Raw genomic sequence first — 15,314 nt, 5'->3', positions numbered from 1 at the left:
TTCGCGCTCCGTTGGTCTTCCGTGGTCCGTGCTCCCTTGGTCTTCGCTGCGTGTGGTCTTCGCTGCGTGTGGTCTTCGCTGCGTGTGGTCTTCCCTTCGTGGCCCGTCCTCGTCTGTCACCGGCCGTCGTAGCCAGCCGTCGGCAGGGACAGCCGACGATGGACGCAGGCCTTCATCTGGGCGTCGTACGAGGGTTCCGCGCGGCCGACCGTCTCGACGCGGACGCCCCGCCGCGCGCACTCGGCGGTGAACTCCTCCACCGAGGACAGGGCTCGTTCCAGGACGCGGTGGCTGGGGGCCACGAACAGGTCGACGAGGCCCGCTTCCACGTCCGTCCACAGCGCACCGTGGTCGGGGCGCAGGCCCCGAACCAGAAGCTCCCTCGTCACCACGTATCCCCGCTCCGCCGCCCAGCGCGCGCACATCGCGTGCTGGCTGCGGGAGTCGACGAGGAAGGGCTCGGCGTCCAGCTCCTCCAGCGGCGTCAGACTGGCGATCGCCGTGACCCGGACCGTGACCGGCCGGCCGCCGGCCTCGCGCGGGCCGGAGGTGCCGTGCGCATCTCCCATGGTGCCCCCTCACCTCAGCCGCCGACCCTACTCCTGACCGCGGGCTCGGGGGGAGTCGCACGAAGGGGGCACAGGGGTGTCGGCCGGGATCACCTGGCGGGGTCACGCCACCTGCACGACTGTGCACCTTTCCTGACGGGCCCGCAGTTCGTGTGCTACCGCGCGTATCTGCGGCGATGCGGTGACGACCCGCCGTCGTCCCCGGCCCCGGCCCCGGCCGCGGACGCGGACGTGGACATCGGGCTGTGGCCGGTCGGCGGCCGGGGACCGGAGCTGGGCCCGGAGCATCTTGGCACGGCGCGAGCGGCGGCTCGGCTTGTCGCGCAGGCGGCGGCTCGGCTGATGGCGCAGGCGACGGCTCGGCTGATGGCGCAGGCCGCGGCTCGGCTGATGGCGCAGGCCGCGGCTCGGCTGATGGCGCGGAGTGCGGTGCCGGTGCACCAGGGCGCGTACGGGCCGATCGGCATGGATCTCGTGCGCCCCCCGTGGATTCCGCGCGCCGGGGGACGAGTTCGTGCGCCTGCCGCGCCCCATGCGCCGGAGGTGACGGTGTCTCTTCTGTGGGGGCGAGACCCTCTCACTCCAGCACGCGTGACGCCCCCACCGGCAGGTCCCACAGGTCCTCGGGGTCCAGCCCCTCCTTCTCCCAGGCCGCCCGCGCCCGCATCAGCGGTTCCAGGACCGGCTCCGCCGACAGTACGAACGTGCCCCAGTGCATGGGCGCCATCCGCCGTGCCCCGAGGTCGGCCATGGCCCGGACCGCCTCCTCCGGATCACAGTGCACGTCGCTGAGCCACCATCGCGGGTCGTACGCGCCGATCGGCATGAGCGCCAGATCGATCCCCGGATAGCGGCGGCCGATCCGCTCGAACCAGTGGCCATAGCCCGTGTCGCCCGCGAAGTACAGGCGCTGTCCGTCCGGCGCCGTCAGCACCCAACCGCCCCACAGCGAACGGCAGGTGTCGGTCAGGGTGCGCTTGGACCAGTGGTGCGCCGGAACGAAGTCGAAGCGCACGCCGCCGAGTTCGGCGCCCTCCCACCAGTCCAGTTCGGTGACGCACGTGAACCGGCGCCGCCGGAACCAGGGGGCGAGGCCGGCCGGGACGAACACCGCTGTCTCGCGCGGGAGTCTGCGCAGGGTGGGAGCGTCCAGATGGTCGTAGTGGTTGTGGCTGATGACGACCGCGTCGATGCGCGGCAGTGCGCTCCAGGCGATACCGACGGGGGTGATCCGGGTGGGCGTGCCGATGATGCGCCGTGACCAGACCGGGTCGGTGAGGACGCTCAGCCCGCCGATCCGCACCACCCAACTGGCGTGGCCCGCCCACGAGACGGCGACCGTGCGCGCGCCGACCCGCGGCAGCGGCGCCGGCTCGTACGGCAACAGCGGGATGTCCTTCAGGCCTTCGGGCTCGGGCCGCACCGCGCCCTCGCGCGCAAAGCGGGCGAAGGCCTTGAGCCCGGGCAGGGGCGCGGTCAGCCTGTCCACGAAGGATCGGGGCCAGATACGGCGTTCGGCGAGCGGACGGGGCTCGGCGAGCGGCGGCAGCGGGGCCAGCGGCCCGGAGCCGGGGCCGGGGCCGGGGCTCAGAAGGGACACGGAAGCCGGCTCACCGGCGTCCTGGTGCGCCGGGAGGGCGTCCGTCGTCGACTCTGACTGTTGCGTCATCGAGGAGGCTCCCATCGCTGAGCGTCGTCGCGGAGATCGTCGAGCACCGACCTCAGCAGGATCAACGCGCGTTGCACGTGTGGCAGTTCCAGCGGCTCGGGTGCGACGAGGCATCGGGCCCGTTCCTCGGCGGTCGTGCCGAGGAACGGGCCGGTGGACAGGCGGACGCGGAGTGCGGCCAGCTCGTCCCCGAAGCGGTGGCCGCCCGGCGCGGGCATGCCGAGCCGGGCGGTGAGGAAGTCCTCCAGTTCCTGTGCGTCGCCGACACCGTGCGCGCCGAGGGCCGGGCGCAGCGGTCCGAGGTCGGCGTAGAGGTGACGCCCGGCCTGCGGGGGCCGGGCGAATGCGCCCGCGGCGACGACGGCCCGGTGCACGGCGGCGGCCACGCGCGCGTGCAGTTCGGTGGCGCCGGTGAGGCGCTCGACGACGTCGGGGGGCTCGTCGAGGGCGTACGCGCCCGCAGCGGCCACCGGGTCGGCGATACGGGCGCCCAGCGCGGTGAGCACATCGAGGACGCGGGCGCGCAGCTCGGTGCCGTCGGTGGTGGCCGGGAAACGGGCGACGGCCGCGGGCCAGCAGGCCGGGAGGAGGGCGCCGGCGAGGTCGGTGACGACGGTGACCCGGTCGGGGAGCATCTCGGCGGGGCTGAGCAACACGGTGTCGTGCGGCCGGTGCACGGTGTCGCGCCAGGTCTCGTCGCTCACCAGGTGGAGTCCCTCGCCGGCGGCGGCCTCGACGGTCTCGTGCACCACCTCCGGCGGTGCCACAGTGCCGGTGGGGTCGTCGGCGACCGCCAGCACGAGCAGGCGCGGGTCTCCGCCTTCGGCGCGGATCCTGCGGACGGTTTCCAGCAGGGCGTAGGGGTCCGGGACGCCGCCGCACTCCGCGGGGGTCGCCACATGGAACACGGACCGTCCCAGCGCCCGGGCCTGGGGCGTCCACCAGGCGGGGCACGGTCGTGGGACGAGGACGTCGCCGCCGACCGCGGCGGTGAGCGCGACGAGCAGGGCGGGGGCACCGGGGGCGGCGGCGAGCATGTGGGGTTCGGCGGCCAGCCCGCGCCTGCCGAAATAGCCGCAGGCGGCGTCGAGGAGTGCGGGTGCGGCGCCGATGGAGTCGGTGCCGTCGCGGTACGCGGCGTCGGCGAGCGCAGCGGACAGGCCCGGCAGGAGGGGCAGCCCCTGCGCGGGAAGGGGCGGTCCGTAACGGACGGGGCCGTGCCCTTCCGTGTCCCTCCGCATATGTGCCTCCGCGCAGTCCGTGGTGCCGTGCCGGGGCCCCCGGGCACCGGCTCGCCGCGGGCCCTGGGCACGTGGCCGTCGCCTGTTCCCGCACTCCAATTCCTCTACGGTGTTCCTCTACGGTTCTCCTCTACGGCGTCGAAGGTGCCCTCGGGCTCTGAGTACCCCGGGTTCCCGTCGGTCATGGGCGTTCGCCCGAGTTGCCCGGATCACGTCAGCCGCAGCCGGACGGTCTGCGCCGCCATACCCGGTGCACCGCTGCACCGAGAGCCCCCGCGATCAGGGTGCCTCCCGTGGCAAGCGCGGGCACGGACCCCTTGAAGGCACCGCCCTCGCCCGCCTGCACCCCGTGCTGGGCCCCTACGGGCGGCCGCGTCCCCGACTGCCGCTCCCCGTCCTGCTTGCCCTGGCCCTCGTTCCGGCCCTGCCCTTGCTGTACGCCTTGACCCTGGCCCTGTCCTTGCTGCCTGCCCTGACCCTCGCCCAGCCCTTGCCCCTGCTGCCTGCCCTGACCCTCGTTCCGGCCCTGCCCTTGCTGTACGCCTTGACCCTGGTCTTGCCCTTGCTGCCTGCCCTGACCCTCGCCCAGCCCTTGCCCCTGCTGCCGCCCCCCGTCGTCCCCCGGCAGCCTGGTCGGAGACTCCCCGGGCACCTGGACCTGGCCCTCCCCCTGCAGCCTCCCCGACACCCGACCATCGCCGTCTCCCAGCTGCCCGCCCGGCAGCGTGCCCGGGACCTCAACGGGCAGCTGAGCCCGGCCATCCCCTTGCTGCCGCCCCGACTGCCGACCGTCGCCGTCCCCCTGCAGCCTCCCCGACACCCGACCATCGCCATCCCCCAACTGGTGCCCCGGCTGTCGGCCATCGCCCTCCCCCTGCCGCCCTGTGCCGTCGTGGCACACGCTGAACCAGGCGCTCCATGGCTTCTCGCGGCCGTCCGGGGCCACCGGGCACCGGCCGTCGACGGCCCACTCGGGCTGCCGTGCGATCGGATGGGAGCCGCTGTCGGCGGACCCGGCGACGGGAGTCCGGGCCGTGCCGCTGTACAGGACACCGGCCTTGCCCTCGTCCCGGCCGCCGAAGTCCTCGAGCCGTCTCAGCCGGACTCTGCCCTCCTCGAAGCCCGGCGAGGAGGCCTCGATGAAGTCGGGCAGGGTGCCCGCGGCCGCGTCGCAGGCCACCGAGACGATGACCGTGCCGCCGGGTGCGACGGCGCGCGGGGTGATGTCCGCTGACGGGTCGGCGGACGCGGGCGGGGCAAGGACGCCCACGGCGGCACCGGCCACGGCGGCGGCGGACAGGACACGGGCACTGCAGCGCATGCGGGGGGCTCCTTCGGCCGGTTCCTCCGGGGGCACGAAGGCCGTGCCCTCGCACCCCCATGACAGCCCGCCCGGCCCGGGCCCGCGCGCGGCCGTGCCCCATTCGCGCTACCGGCACCGCCGGGCGGGTGACAAAAGGGACCGCAGTCGTGCACCGGGGGGATGCCCACGCCGTTGCGCAACGGTGCCCGGCCGGCGTTCGGCGTTCTGGATGGCGAGGGCCCGCGCGATGGACCTGATGTCCCGCCATATCGCCCAGGCGATGGGTGCGGTGAGCGGCAGGGGGATGCCCCCCCTGCCGTTACGCGGCGTCCCTCATCACCTGTTCGCGGAGCCGGTCGCAGCAGCGGCTGATCAGACGGGAGACATGCATCTGGGAGATGCCGAGCCGTTCCGCGATGCTGCTCTGGGTCATGTCGTCGAAGAACCGCATGTAGAGGATGGCGCGTTCGCGCTCGGGCAGGGCCTGCAGCCGGGGCTTGACGGCCTCGCGGTCCACGACGGTGTCGAGCGCGGGGTCGGGCGAGCCGAGCGAGTCGCTGAGCGAGTACCCGTCCTCGCTGCCCGGCAGTTCGGCGTCCAGGGACAGGGCGGTGAAGCTCTCCAGGGCCTCGAGGCCCACCAGGACGTCCTCCTCGCTCATCCTGGCTTGCTCGGCGATCTCAGCGACGGTCGGCCTGCGGCCCGGGATGGTCGCCGACAGGTCCTGGCAGGCGAACCGGACACGGTTGCGCAGGTCCTGGACGCGGCGCGGGACATGCAGGGTCCACATGTGGTCGCGGAAGTGACGCTTGATCTCCCCGGTGACGGTGGGGACGGCGTAGCTCTCGAAGGCGTGGCCGCGCTCCGGGTCGTACCGGTCGACCGCCTTGACGAGGCCGAGCGCCGCGACCTGGCGCAGATCGTCGAGGCTCTCGCCGCGGTTGCGGAAGCGGCCCGCGAGCCGCTCGGCCATGGGCAACCAGGCCTCGACGATCGTGTCGCGGAGCGCGTCGCGCTCGGGGCCAGGAGGGAGGGCCGCGAGCCTGCGGAAGGCCTCCGCGGTGTCAGGGGCGTCGTCGTGGGGGTGGTGCTTCACGCTCGCTCGGTTCTGCATGATGAGCCGCAACTCCCTTGGTGGTGCCTGGGGTGGACAGTCACCGTGGGAGGGGCGCCCGGGACAAAAAGACACACCCGTGGCGGGGCTTCTCCGCTCCCACGGACGTGCCTCCTGTCCGAAGCACTGAGACAGCGCCTGCCCCGCCGCATGCACAGCAAACACAGCGGTTCCCCAAGGGTGTCGGGGCGCCGGGGTGGAGAAGCCGGAGGACGTGGAGGCGGGCCGGCGCGCTGGACTGGATACGGACGGCCCGGCGATCGTCGAGTTCGTCACGGACCCGGCGTCGCCGCCGGGTCCCGCCGCACGCCGGGAGCAGAACGGAGCCACGGCGGCGGCGATCCCGAAGGGCGACGCGGGCCGCGGATCGATGATCCGCCAGGGCTTGACGGCGAAGGTGCGGGAGTTCCTGCCCCGCACGAGCGGAAGTAGCCACCGACTACCTGCCATCCGTCCGTGTCGATCCCGGCCCACCGGGTACGCGGTGGGCGCCCCCGAACATCTGGAGGGAGTCATGCAGCGAGGCAGCGACCGGATGAGTGCCCACCGTGACGAAGAGATGAAGCATGAATTGCAGGGTCTGCTCAGGTCCGGGCATCCCACCCGGAGCGACGAGTGGCACGACCCGGAGCCGACCGCCGACGACGACCCTGAGGTCTGGCGCGGAGCGGTGGTGCCCGGCGATCCCCGGACGGCCCTGGAGTCCACTCGTCTGGAGCTGGCCCGGTATCTCGGGCGTGGCCAATTCCCCGCGACTCCGAGCGACCTGGTTCGCGCCCTGCGCGACCGGAACGCGCCCGATCCCCTGGTCGAGGCCGTGGGGCGGCTTCCGCGCCCGGCGCGCTACGCCAACGCCGAGCGGCTCGCTGAAGCCCTCGCACGGGGGGCGGAGCGGACCGGGCGGAGCGCATGAGCAACCGGCTGGGGGACTGCGAGCCTCGTCGCACCGGCGCCCGAGGGCTCGGACGGCGTACTCACGGACTGTGACATCACATTGCGGGCTGTCGCCGAGGCGCCGACCCGCCGACCCGCCGACCGTGGGCACTGTGAGCCTGGGTGTGAGGGCGGCCGGACGCGGCCGGGCCGCGTCGTACGGCGCCACCGTGGACGTCGGCGACGCGACCACCCGGTATCTCCTGTACGGGCTGCTGCCGTTCTGGTTCGTGCCGGGGTCAACCCCCCGCCGCTCTCGGTGCAGTTGGCCGGGGCCGCGGGGTGACCGCACACAGGCGGAGAAAGGATGGAGGACATCATGCGTATCGCGTTCCTGACCGCGCACGAGGGCGTCGAGCAGGTGGAACTCACCGACCCCTGGCAGGCGCTGGCCGACGCCGGTCACGAGCCGGTTCTGGTGTCGACGAAGCCGGGGCACATCCAGGCGTTCAACCACTTGGACAGGGCGGACACGTTCCCGGTGGACGCTGTCGTGGGCCAGGTGCAGGCCGAGTCCTTCGACGGGCTGGTGCTGCCGGGCGGCGTGGCCAACCCGGACTTCCTGCGGATGGACAAGCGGGCGGTGGAGTTCGTGCACTCCTTCTTCACGCAGGGCCGTCCGGTCGCCGCGATCTGTCATGCGCCGTGGACGCTGGTCGAGGCCGACGTCGTACGTGGCCGTACGCTGACGTCGTGGCCCAGCCTGCGTACGGACATCCGCAACGCGGGCGGCACATGGGTCGATGAGCAGGTACGGATCGACCAGGGTCCCAACACGCTGATCACCAGCCGCAAGCCGGACGACCTGAAGGCGTTCAACGAGGCGATCCTGACGGAGTTCGGCGCGGAGAAGAGCTAGGCGGAAGCTCCGGGCCTCGGCGCGCGGGCGACCGGTGCCCGACCCGTGGGTCGGGCACCGGTCGCGGCGCTGTGCGGGGAGACGGTGGTGGTGCACCGGGCGCGCGGTATGTGGGATGCGCAGGGCCGCCCCGCGGGCGGCCCTGTGGGCGTGGTGGGCCCTCGTGCGGCCCGGGTTTCGTCAGCGGGCGGGGTCGGCACCCTGGTGTTCGGCGGTTCCGAGCTCTCGTACGGCCATTTCCCGTATCCGGGCCCCGTCGCGCGTGCGGCTCGCCGCGATCAGGCGGCGCGGATGGCGGCGCAGGTATTCGCCCTCCAGTTGCGCCATACGGCCGTTGTGGGCGCGCAGCGCGTCGTTCGAGCCGTACAGCAACGTGTCGTGGCGCGTGCGGTGGATCGTCTCCAGCTCCTTCATGAGCTGCTGGTCGGTCAGCCGGCCCGGTTCGACTCCGGTCATGGTGGTACCCCGCTCGTCGTGTTCCCCGGTGCGGTCCGGGTACCCGCCCCGAAAGTGGTACCCGAGCGGCATCCGGGAGGGAGCCATGGATCTCGCCTTTCTCCATCCACTGTACGAACATCCCGGCCCCTGGGCCTCCGTATACGTCGACACCTCCCGGCACACCGAGTCCACGCCGCACGAGCGCTCCCTCGTCGCCCGGGCCCTCTCCCGCGATCTGGCCGGGCAGGGCGCCGACGAGCCGACCTGCCGGGCCGTGCGGAAGGCGGTCGAGGAGCTGGCCCACTCCCCCGAGCCGTACGGCAGGGCCCTGTTCGCCCGGGCCGGTGAGGTGGTCCTGGACCCGCCGCTGGCCGCCGCGCCGTCCGGCTCCTCGGCACGGTGGGCGCCGCTGCCGCACACGGCGCCGCTGCTGGACCTGGCCGACGAGGACCCGGTGTGCGTAGTGGCGTACATCGACCGGCGGGGTGCCGAGTTCGAGCTGCGCGGGGCGCTGGGCAGCAGCCAGGACGCCGGGTCGGTGGCCGGGAGGCAGTGGCTCCTGCGCCGTACGACCACCGCCGACTGGTCGGTGCGCCACTTCCAGCTGCGGGTGGAGAACACCTGGGATCACAACGCGGCCGAGATCGCGGACGCGCTCGCCGTCTGCCAGGAGGAGACCGGCGCCGACCTGGTGGTCCTCGTCGGTGAGGAGCAGGAGCGGCACGCCGTGCTGGCGCGGCTGCCGAGTCGGCTCCTGGACCAGGTGGCCGAGACACCGCACGGCGTGGGCAGCCGACTGCTGGACGGGGACGTGGAGCGGATCAGGGCCGACCATGTGCGCAAGCGCGCGGCCGAGGAGCTGGAGCGCTTCCTGGCCGCCCGCGCACCGGACGAGGAGGGGCGGACGGGCGCGGTCGAGGGCGTTCCGGCGGTCGTGGAAGCGGCACGCGAACACCGCATCGACGAACTCCTGATCCATCCGGATGCTCCCGACACCGGCCGTCAGGTGTGGATCGGCGAGGAGGCGGACCAGGTCGCGGTCCGCCGCAGGGACCTCGAGGCGCTGGGTGAACGGCACGCGTGGCCGGCCCGCGCCGACGATGCGCTGCTGCGCTCCGCGGTGGAAACGGGCGCGGCGGCCCTGTCGGTGACCGCCGCGACGGTGGACCAGGTGCCGGCGGGCGGCGTGGGAGCACTCCTGCGCTGGGCGTAGGCGGTGTCCGGCAAATTTCCGCCGGGCACGCGAATTGCCCCCCGCGTGCGAACAGCCGGACACCCCCCGCGGGCGCGTCAGCGAGCCCGCTCCACCCGCCGCTCGTCCCACACCGGCTCCGTTGTCTCCCGTACCCGGCCGTCGGCGCCGAAGACGAGATAGCGGTCGAACGAACGGGCGAACCAGCGGTCGTGGGTGACGGCCAGGACCGTTCCCTCGAAGGCCTCGAGACCCTCCTGGAGCGCCTCGGCGGACTCCAGGTCGAGGTTGTCGGTCGGCTCGTCGAGCAGCAGGACGGTCGCGCCGCGCAGCTCCAGGAGCAGGATCTGGAACCGGGCCTGCTGCCCCCCGGAGAGCCGGTCGAAGGACTGTTCGGCCTGTCCGGTCAGCTCGTAGCGCCGTAGCCGGGACATGGCGGCGCCGCGGTCCTGGGAGTGCTCCTTCCACAGGATGTCGAGGAGGCTGCGCCCCACCGGCTCCGGATGGGTGTGGGTCTGGGCGAAATGGCCCGGCACGACGCGCGCGCCGAGCCGCCACTGTCCGGTGTGGGCGACCTCCTCGCCGGCGAGGAGGCGCAGGAAGTGCGACTTGCCGGACCCGTTGGAGCCGAGGACTGCGACGCGTTCGCCGTAGAACACCTCCAGGTCGAAGGGTTCCATCAGTCCGGTGAGTTCGAGCCCCTCGCAGGTGACGGCCCTGACGCCGGTACGGCCGCCCTTGAGCCGCATGGTGATGTCCTGCTCGCGCGGCGGCTCGGGCGGCGGCCCGGCCTCCTCGAACTTCCGCAGCCGGGTCTGGGCGGCGCGATAACGCGAGGCCAGATCGGCGCTGTTCTCGGCGGCCTGGCGCAGGGTCAGCACCAGCTTCTTCAGCTGCGCGTGCTTCTCGTCCCAGCGGCGGCGCAGTTCCTCGAACCGCGCGAAGCGCTCACGGCGGGCCTCGTGGTACGTGGTGAAGCTTCCGCCGTGCACCCAGGCGTCCGCTCCGGCGGGACCCGGTTCGACACTCACGACCTTCTCGGCGGCCCGGGCGAGCAGTTCCCGGTCGTGGGAGACGAAGAGCACGGTCTTGCGGGTCTGGGCGAGCCGCTCCTCGAGCCACCGTTTCCCGGGTACGTCGAGGTAGTTGTCCGGCTCGTCGAGGAGGAGGACCTCATCGGTGCCGCGCAGCAGTGCCTCGAGGACGAGCCGCTTCTGCTCGCCGCCGGAGAGGGTGCGGACCTGGCGCCACTGGGCCTTCTCGTACGGGACTCCGAGCGCGGCCGTGGTGCAGATGTCCCACAGGGTCTCGGCCTCGTAGCCGCGCGCCTCGGCCCAGTCGGCGAGCGCCTGCGCGTACCGGAGCTGGGCGGCCTCGTCGTCGACCGTCATGACGGCGTGCTCTGCGGCGTCGACGGCACGGGCGGCGTCGCGGACCCGGGGCGGAGCGACCGACACAAGAAGGTCCCGTACGGTCGTCTCGTCCCGGACGGACCCCACGAACTGCCGCATGACTCCGAGCCCGCCGCTGGTGGTCACCGTGCCGCCGTGCGGCTTGAGCTCGCCGGAGATCAGGCGCAACAGGGTTGTCTTCCCGGCCCCGTTGGGACCGACGAGCGCGACGACCGCGCCCTCGCCGACCCGGAACGACACATCGCCGAGCAACGCCCTTCCGTCGGGAAGGCAGTACTCCAGGTGCGCGGCTTCGAGGTGTCCCATGCGGCGCATTGTGGGCGGGCGCTCGGGAGGGGGGCAAACGGTTATCGCCACGCCGCCGCGGCCGCCGGACCCAAGCCCGGGTGCACGGCCCGGGCTTAAGCGGCCGGGGGCAGGAGCGGTCCATGGCAGGAGCGACCGGGGCGGAAACAGACCGGCGTCGGCGGACCTCTTCGCACGCTTCGGCCGTCCTGGGGTATCCGCCTCCCATGACCCCAGATGTCGACCTGACCGGCCGCCTGCCGGGCCCGCATCCGCTCCGCGACCGGCTTCTCGCCCTCGACTGCAGGCTGTTCGAGGCCGTCGCCGCGCGCCACTGGCCGGGCGCGGACCCCGTCCTGCCCCGTCTCAGCCGTGCCGCCAACCACGGTGTTCTGTGGTTCGCCACGGCCACGGCCCTCACTGCCGCCCGCACTCCCCGTGCCCGCCGGGCCGCCGCCCGCGGGGTTGCCTCCCTCGCGCTCGCCTCCGCCACCATCAACACCATCGGCAAGCGCACGGTCCGGCGCTCCCGGCCGGTCCTGGACCCGGTGCCCGCCATCCGCCGGCTCAAGCGGCAGCCGATCACCACCTCCTTCCCTTCGGGACATTCCGCCTCGGCCGCCGCCTTCGCCGCGGGCGTGGCCCTGGAGTCGCGCGGCTGGGGCTCCGCGGTCGCGCCGCTCGCCGCCGCCGTCGCCGTCTCGCGCATCTACACCGGGGTCCACTTCCCGAGCGACGTCCTGGCGGGGGCGGCCCTCGGTGTGGGCGCCGCCTACGCCGTACGCGGGCTGGTCCCCACCCGCGACCTGATGCCGCCGCCCGGCCGCCCGCACGCGAGTGCGCCCGCGTTGCCCGACGGAGCGGGGCTCGTTGTTGTGACAAACAAGCGTTCGGGGACCGCGGACCGGATAAGCGCACTTCGGGAGGCCCTGCCCGGCGCCGAGACAGTGGAGTGCGAGCCGTCCGAGGTGTGCTCCGAGTTGGAGAAGGCGGCCGCCCGGGCCCGCGTCCTCGGCGTGTGCGGCGGCGACGGCACGGTCAACGCGGCGGCCGACGTCGCCCTTCGCCACGGCCTTCCGCTCGCCGTTCTCCCGGGCGGCACCCTGAACCACTTCGCGCTCGACCTCGGCATCGAGGACGCCCGTGATCTGGTCCGCGCCCTCCGGCGGGGTGACGCGGTCCGCGTGGACGTGGGCCGGTTCTCCGCGGGCGCGAAAGAAGGCTGTTTCATCAACACCTGCAGTCTGGGGGTGTACCCGGAGCTGGTGCGCGAGCGGGAGCGCTGGTCCCACCGGATCGGCGCCTGGCCGGCCGGCGTGCTCGCCGCACTGCGCATCCTGCGCGCCGAGCGCCGTCCCCTGCGGGCCGAACTGGGCGGCAGGGTCCGCCCGTTGTGGCTGCTCTTCGCCGGCAACGGCATGTACCACCGCATGGGCCTGGCTCCCGGCCGCCGCTACGACCTGGCCGACGGACAGCTCGACGTACGGGTCGTGCACGGCGGCCGGCGTCCCGCCACCCGGCTGCTGGCAGCCGCCGTCGCGGGCCCGCTGTCCCGGTCTCCCGCCCATGCGGCCGTCCGGGTACGGCGCCTGCGCCTGACCGGCGTGGCCCCCGGCACCCTCCTCGCCTACGACGGGGAAGTCACGGAGGTGGAGGGCGATGTGACGCTGGAGAAGCTCCCCGAGGCCCTGACGGTCTATCGGCCGCTGCCCTTCGCATGACCGCCGACCCGTCGGCCCCCGCGGGTCACTCCGGACATCGTCCATATGGCGAGACGCAGGTCTCATTATTTGGCATCAACGCCTACGGTGTTGCGTACCGCCCCTTGGCGCCGCCGCAGGGGTCCCTACGACGGGTTCACGACGAGAAGAGGCAGGTCATGCCGGAGGAGACGGCCGTCTACACGCACGGCCACCATGAGTCCGTGCTGCGCTCGCACACCTGGCGGACCGCCGCCAACTCCGCGTCGTATCTCCTCGACGTGCTCAAGCCCCACATGAGGATCCTGGACATCGGCTGCGGTCCGGGCACCATCACCGCCGACCTGGCGGAACTGGTGCCCGACGGCCATGTCACCGGCGTTGACCGGGCACCGGGCGTCCTGGAGCAGGCCCGGGCCACGGCCGCCGTCCGCGGCCTGTCCCATGTGGACTTCGCCGTCGCGGACGTGCACGCGCTGGAGTACCCGGACGACACCTTCTGCGTGGTCCACGCCCACCAGGTGCTCCAGCACGTGGGCGACCCCGTACGGGCGCTGCGCGAGATGCACCGGGTCACCAGGCCGGGCGGGTTCATCGCGGTCCGCGACGCGGACTACGCGGCGATGACCTGGTATCCGCTGTCCGAGGGCCTGGACGACTGGCTGGAGTTGTACCGCCGCGTCGCCCGCGCCAACGGCGGCGAGCCGGACGCGGGCCGGCGCCTGAAGTCCTGGGCGCTGGAGGCGGGTCTCAAGGACATCACCGCCACCTCGAGCACCTGGACCTACACCACCGCCGAGGAGCGGGCCTGGTGGAGCGGGCTGTGGGCGGACCGCACGCTCGCGTCGGCATACGCGGAGCGCGCCGTCGAAGGGGGCCATGCAACACCCAGGCAGTTGCAGGCAGTTTCGCAGGCCTGGCGGGACTGGGGGCGGCGGCACGACGGCTGGTTCGCCGTCCTGCACGGGGAAATTCTTTGCCGAAAGGACGCCTGATTCCCGGCCTTCGGGAAACTCGGAAGACCAGGAGGTCATACACATGGTTCCGATCCTGCTGGTTCTTTTGCTGGCTCTGATTCTCTTCGGCGCCGGATTCGCGGTGAAACTGCTCTGGTGGGTTGCCCTTGCGGTGCTCGTGCTCTGGCTGCTCGGATTCGTGGCGCGCGGTACGACCGCGGCCGGAGGGAGGGGCCGATGGTATCGATGGTGACCGGTGGCTGATCCGTCACCGGAATGCCGATCGCCGGTGGGTCCTGAATGGTCAGGACCCACCGGCGATCGGTCATGTCGGCGATCGGTCCGATCGGTCATGTCGGCGATCGGTCATATCGGCGATCAGTCGCGCGGAAGCAGCGGTCCAAGCGGCCCGAGGTCCAGATTCAGGTCTTCGGGCCGCAGTCCGTAGCGCTCCCGGAGTTCGGCCATACGGTCCTCGAGCAGCATCAGCGTCAACCCGATCCGCTCCTCCTGGTCCTCCGTCAGCTGCCCCGTGTCGAAGCGGCGCACCGCCTGCCGCTCCATCAGCTGTCGAAGCAGTTCGACCACGGTCAGCACGAGCTTGACCAGGTCGCGTTCGACGGTGTCGGGCTCCAGGTCCAGACGGTTGCGCGGCGGCCTGTCGGGCGTCCTGTCTGTCATGGTCCTGTGGCCTCCGGCCAGGGCGAGGGGACTTGGGCGTTGACCGAGCTGATCAAGGCATTCAGATCGATGCGGACCAGATCGACGTCCGCGATGCGCAAAGTGATGTCGCCGGTGATGACGACCCCGCCCGCGAGCAGCCGGTCGAGCAGGTCGACCAGGGCGATCTCCCGGTGTTCGACGGCGGTCACGCCGCTCCTTCCGTCAGTCCGGTGAAGGAGTAGGCCGCCCAGGGACCGGTGAGCTCGACCCGGATTCCCGGGGTGTCGTCCTCGGAGCGGTCCACCAATTCCACGAATTCCTCGGAGCGCTCCCGTGGAACCAGATAGGAAGCGTTGAGCACATTGCGCCCCGAGGCACCGGAGAGAGTGGCGTTCTGCGGGGCGTGCAATCGGGAGTCCTCCCCGTGCTCCGAGAGCGTTCGATGCAGCCGACGCGCGAAGTCCTCGGCCTTCTGCCACAATTCGTCATGCGCCATGGTCCGCATATGCCTCTGCCGAAGGTAGTCCCGTCCTGAGGCGGGCTTTGCGGCCGGCCGGCCGCTGGGTGCCGCCTCCGTCTCCTTTTCGTCGACGTAGACCTTGACGCCCCATTCGACACGCCCTTCGAGCCGGTCCAGGGCGCGACGGAAGTCCTCCTCGCGTTCCTCCATCATCACGCGGACACCGCTGTCGTCCCGGAACACGGTGCCCAGCCGCAGCGGCAGCGGAGTGGTGACGCCGGTGAGCGCGTCGATCACGTTCTGGTGGGCGCGGGCCGTGGCGGTGAGCCACTCCAGATCCTCCAGATGCGCCTTGAGTGGGCTCTCGGCGAAGTCCTCCTCGGGGACCTGGCTGAGCACGGCGATCAGGCCGTGGTGCTCCAACTGCCGCGCGGGAGCGCCCGCCACCCCCGTCAACTGGGCCTGGAGAGGCGCGTCGAGGGGGCTGCAGACCGCGTACACGTACCGGAGCGAACTCACC

At 72.6% G+C, this 15,314-nt stretch carries 16 protein-coding genes and 1 pseudogene; 7 read left to right on the top strand and 10 right to left on the bottom strand.

Features of this window, described 5'->3' with window-relative positions; genetic code table 11:
* Nucleotides 1-116: 116 nt before the first annotated feature.
* The 5 genes from AAW14_RS19920 to AAW14_RS19895 all read right to left on the bottom strand — a co-directional run bounded on the left by AAW14_RS19920 (nt 117) and on the right by AAW14_RS19895 (nt 5,896).
* Entirely contained in the window at nt 117-569 is a 453-nt protein-coding gene (locus AAW14_RS19920; protein WP_265565240.1) for a hypothetical protein, read from the bottom strand.
* Between the two features lie 577 nt (nt 570-1,146).
* A complete protein-coding gene (locus AAW14_RS19910; protein ID WP_265565239.1) occupies nt 1,147-2,238 on the bottom strand; it encodes an MBL fold metallo-hydrolase in 1,092 nt (363 codons plus the stop codon).
* Complete coding sequence (locus AAW14_RS19905) at nt 2,235-3,479, bottom strand: aminotransferase class I/II-fold pyridoxal phosphate-dependent enzyme (protein WP_265565238.1); 1,245 nt, start codon at nt 3,477-3,479, stop codon at nt 2,235-2,237. Before AAW14_RS19905 ends, AAW14_RS19910 begins: the two co-directional genes overlap by 4 nt.
* Before the next feature lie 214 nt (nt 3,480-3,693).
* The gene (locus AAW14_RS19900) at nt 3,694-4,800 is read right to left on the bottom strand and encodes a hypothetical protein (protein WP_265565237.1); all 1,107 of its coding nucleotides are present in this window, start codon (nt 4,798-4,800) and stop codon (nt 3,694-3,696) included.
* A gap of 301 nt (nt 4,801-5,101) precedes the next feature.
* On the bottom strand, nt 5,102-5,896 hold the full coding sequence (locus AAW14_RS19895; protein ID WP_265565236.1) for an RNA polymerase sigma factor SigF: 795 nt from the start codon (nt 5,894-5,896) through the stop codon (nt 5,102-5,104).
* 178 nt (nt 5,897-6,074) lie between these two features.
* Here AAW14_RS19895 and AAW14_RS19890 point away from each other — a divergent pair.
* The 3 genes and pseudogenes from AAW14_RS19890 to AAW14_RS19880 form a co-directional block, all read left to right on the top strand.
* A pseudogene (locus AAW14_RS19890) lies at nt 6,075-6,311 on the top strand (thiamine pyrophosphate-requiring protein); the annotation flags it as partial.
* Nucleotides 6,312-6,410: 99 nt separating this feature from the next.
* Nucleotides 6,411-6,809 carry a DUF2795 domain-containing protein gene (locus tag AAW14_RS19885; protein WP_265565275.1) on the top strand — a complete coding sequence of 133 codons (399 nt, stop codon included), beginning with the start codon at nt 6,411-6,413 and terminating at the stop codon, nt 6,807-6,809.
* A gap of 339 nt (nt 6,810-7,148) precedes the next feature.
* A complete protein-coding gene (locus tag AAW14_RS19880; protein ID WP_265565235.1) occupies nt 7,149-7,688 on the top strand; it encodes a type 1 glutamine amidotransferase domain-containing protein in 540 nt (179 codons plus the stop codon).
* A 180-nt stretch (nt 7,689-7,868) separates the two neighbouring features.
* On the opposite strand, the gene AAW14_RS19875 is transcribed toward AAW14_RS19880, so the two are convergent.
* Nucleotides 7,869-8,144, bottom strand: coding sequence for a DUF6158 family protein (locus AAW14_RS19875; protein ID WP_265565234.1), 276 nt, complete (start codon nt 8,142-8,144; stop codon nt 7,869-7,871).
* An 85-nt stretch (nt 8,145-8,229) separates the two neighbouring features.
* Between AAW14_RS19875 and AAW14_RS19870 the strand changes: the two genes are divergently transcribed.
* Complete coding sequence (locus AAW14_RS19870; RefSeq protein WP_265565233.1) at nt 8,230-9,339, top strand: Vms1/Ankzf1 family peptidyl-tRNA hydrolase; 1,110 nt, start codon at nt 8,230-8,232, stop codon at nt 9,337-9,339.
* 77 nt (nt 9,340-9,416) lie between these two features.
* Here the strand turns inward: AAW14_RS19870 and AAW14_RS19865 are convergent, their stop codons facing one another.
* The gene (locus AAW14_RS19865) at nt 9,417-11,036 is read right to left on the bottom strand and encodes an ABC-F family ATP-binding cassette domain-containing protein (RefSeq protein WP_265565232.1); all 1,620 of its coding nucleotides are present in this window, start codon (nt 11,034-11,036) and stop codon (nt 9,417-9,419) included.
* 206 nt (nt 11,037-11,242) lie between these two features.
* On the opposite strand from AAW14_RS19865, the gene AAW14_RS19860 reads away from it, so the two are divergent.
* The 3 genes from AAW14_RS19860 (at nt 11,243) to AAW14_RS19850 (ending at nt 13,924) form a co-directional block, all read left to right on the top strand.
* Nucleotides 11,243-12,736, top strand: coding sequence for a bifunctional phosphatase PAP2/diacylglycerol kinase family protein (locus tag AAW14_RS19860; RefSeq protein WP_265565231.1), 1,494 nt, complete (start codon nt 11,243-11,245; stop codon nt 12,734-12,736).
* A 158-nt stretch (nt 12,737-12,894) separates the two neighbouring features.
* Nucleotides 12,895-13,710 carry a class I SAM-dependent methyltransferase gene (locus AAW14_RS19855; RefSeq protein WP_265565230.1) on the top strand — a complete coding sequence of 272 codons (816 nt, stop codon included), beginning with the start codon at nt 12,895-12,897 and terminating at the stop codon, nt 13,708-13,710.
* 43 nt (nt 13,711-13,753) lie between these two features.
* Nucleotides 13,754-13,924: a hydrophobic protein gene (locus tag AAW14_RS19850; protein WP_265565229.1), complete on the top strand. Its 171-nt coding sequence runs from the start codon at nt 13,754-13,756 to the stop codon at nt 13,922-13,924.
* Between the two features lie 125 nt (nt 13,925-14,049).
* Here the strand turns inward: AAW14_RS19850 and AAW14_RS19845 are convergent, their stop codons facing one another.
* Genes AAW14_RS19845 through AAW14_RS19835 form a run of 3 tightly spaced genes read right to left on the bottom strand, consistent with a single transcriptional unit; the run spans nt 14,050 to nt 15,313 of the window.
* Nucleotides 14,050-14,352: a gas vesicle protein K gene (locus AAW14_RS19845; RefSeq protein WP_265565228.1), complete on the bottom strand. Its 303-nt coding sequence runs from the start codon at nt 14,350-14,352 to the stop codon at nt 14,050-14,052.
* Nucleotides 14,349-14,543: a gas vesicle protein gene (locus AAW14_RS19840; protein ID WP_265565227.1), complete on the bottom strand. Its 195-nt coding sequence runs from the start codon at nt 14,541-14,543 to the stop codon at nt 14,349-14,351. The genes AAW14_RS19845 and AAW14_RS19840 overlap by 4 nt, the downstream gene beginning before the upstream one ends.
* Nucleotides 14,540-15,313: a GvpL/GvpF family gas vesicle protein gene (locus AAW14_RS19835; protein ID WP_265565226.1), complete on the bottom strand. Its 774-nt coding sequence runs from the start codon at nt 15,311-15,313 to the stop codon at nt 14,540-14,542. Before AAW14_RS19835 ends, AAW14_RS19840 begins: the two co-directional genes overlap by 4 nt.
* Nucleotide 15,314: the final 1 nt, after the last annotated feature.

The organism is Streptomyces hygroscopicus, from assembly GCF_026168105.1.
Taxonomy (GTDB): domain Bacteria; phylum Actinomycetota; class Actinomycetes; order Streptomycetales; family Streptomycetaceae; genus Streptomyces; species Streptomyces hygroscopicus_D.
This window is presented reverse-complemented; position numbering and strand designations above follow the sequence as displayed.

Excerpts from the sequence above, each read along its gene's own strand:
- AAW14_RS19920 (WP_265565240.1), bottom strand. The coding sequence starts at position 569 with ATGGGAGATGCGCACGGCACCTCCGGCCCGCGCGAGGCCGGCGGCCGG.
- AAW14_RS19845 (WP_265565228.1), bottom strand. The coding sequence starts at position 14,352 with ATGACAGACAGGACGCCCGACAGGCCGCCGCGCAACCGTCTGGACCTG.
- AAW14_RS19850 (WP_265565229.1), top strand. The coding sequence starts at position 13,754 with ATGGTTCCGATCCTGCTGGTTCTTTTGCTGGCTCTGATTCTCTTCGGC.
- AAW14_RS19900 (WP_265565237.1), bottom strand. The coding sequence starts at position 4,800 with ATGCGCTGCAGTGCCCGTGTCCTGTCCGCCGCCGCCGTGGCCGGTGCC.
- AAW14_RS19880 (WP_265565235.1), top strand. The coding sequence starts at position 7,149 with ATGCGTATCGCGTTCCTGACCGCGCACGAGGGCGTCGAGCAGGTGGAA.
- AAW14_RS19895 (WP_265565236.1), bottom strand. The coding sequence starts at position 5,896 with ATGCAGAACCGAGCGAGCGTGAAGCACCACCCCCACGACGACGCCCCT.
- AAW14_RS19865 (WP_265565232.1), bottom strand. The coding sequence starts at position 11,036 with ATGGGACACCTCGAAGCCGCGCACCTGGAGTACTGCCTTCCCGACGGA.
- AAW14_RS19870 (WP_265565233.1), top strand. The coding sequence starts at position 8,230 with ATGGATCTCGCCTTTCTCCATCCACTGTACGAACATCCCGGCCCCTGG.
- AAW14_RS19910 (WP_265565239.1), bottom strand. The coding sequence starts at position 2,238 with ATGACGCAACAGTCAGAGTCGACGACGGACGCCCTCCCGGCGCACCAG.
- AAW14_RS19860 (WP_265565231.1), top strand. The coding sequence starts at position 11,243 with ATGACCCCAGATGTCGACCTGACCGGCCGCCTGCCGGGCCCGCATCCG.
- AAW14_RS19905 (WP_265565238.1), bottom strand. The coding sequence starts at position 3,479 with ATGCGGAGGGACACGGAAGGGCACGGCCCCGTCCGTTACGGACCGCCC.
- AAW14_RS19875 (WP_265565234.1), bottom strand. The coding sequence starts at position 8,144 with ATGACCGGAGTCGAACCGGGCCGGCTGACCGACCAGCAGCTCATGAAG.
- AAW14_RS19885 (WP_265565275.1), top strand. The coding sequence starts at position 6,411 with ATGCAGCGAGGCAGCGACCGGATGAGTGCCCACCGTGACGAAGAGATG.
- AAW14_RS19855 (WP_265565230.1), top strand. The coding sequence starts at position 12,895 with ATGCCGGAGGAGACGGCCGTCTACACGCACGGCCACCATGAGTCCGTG.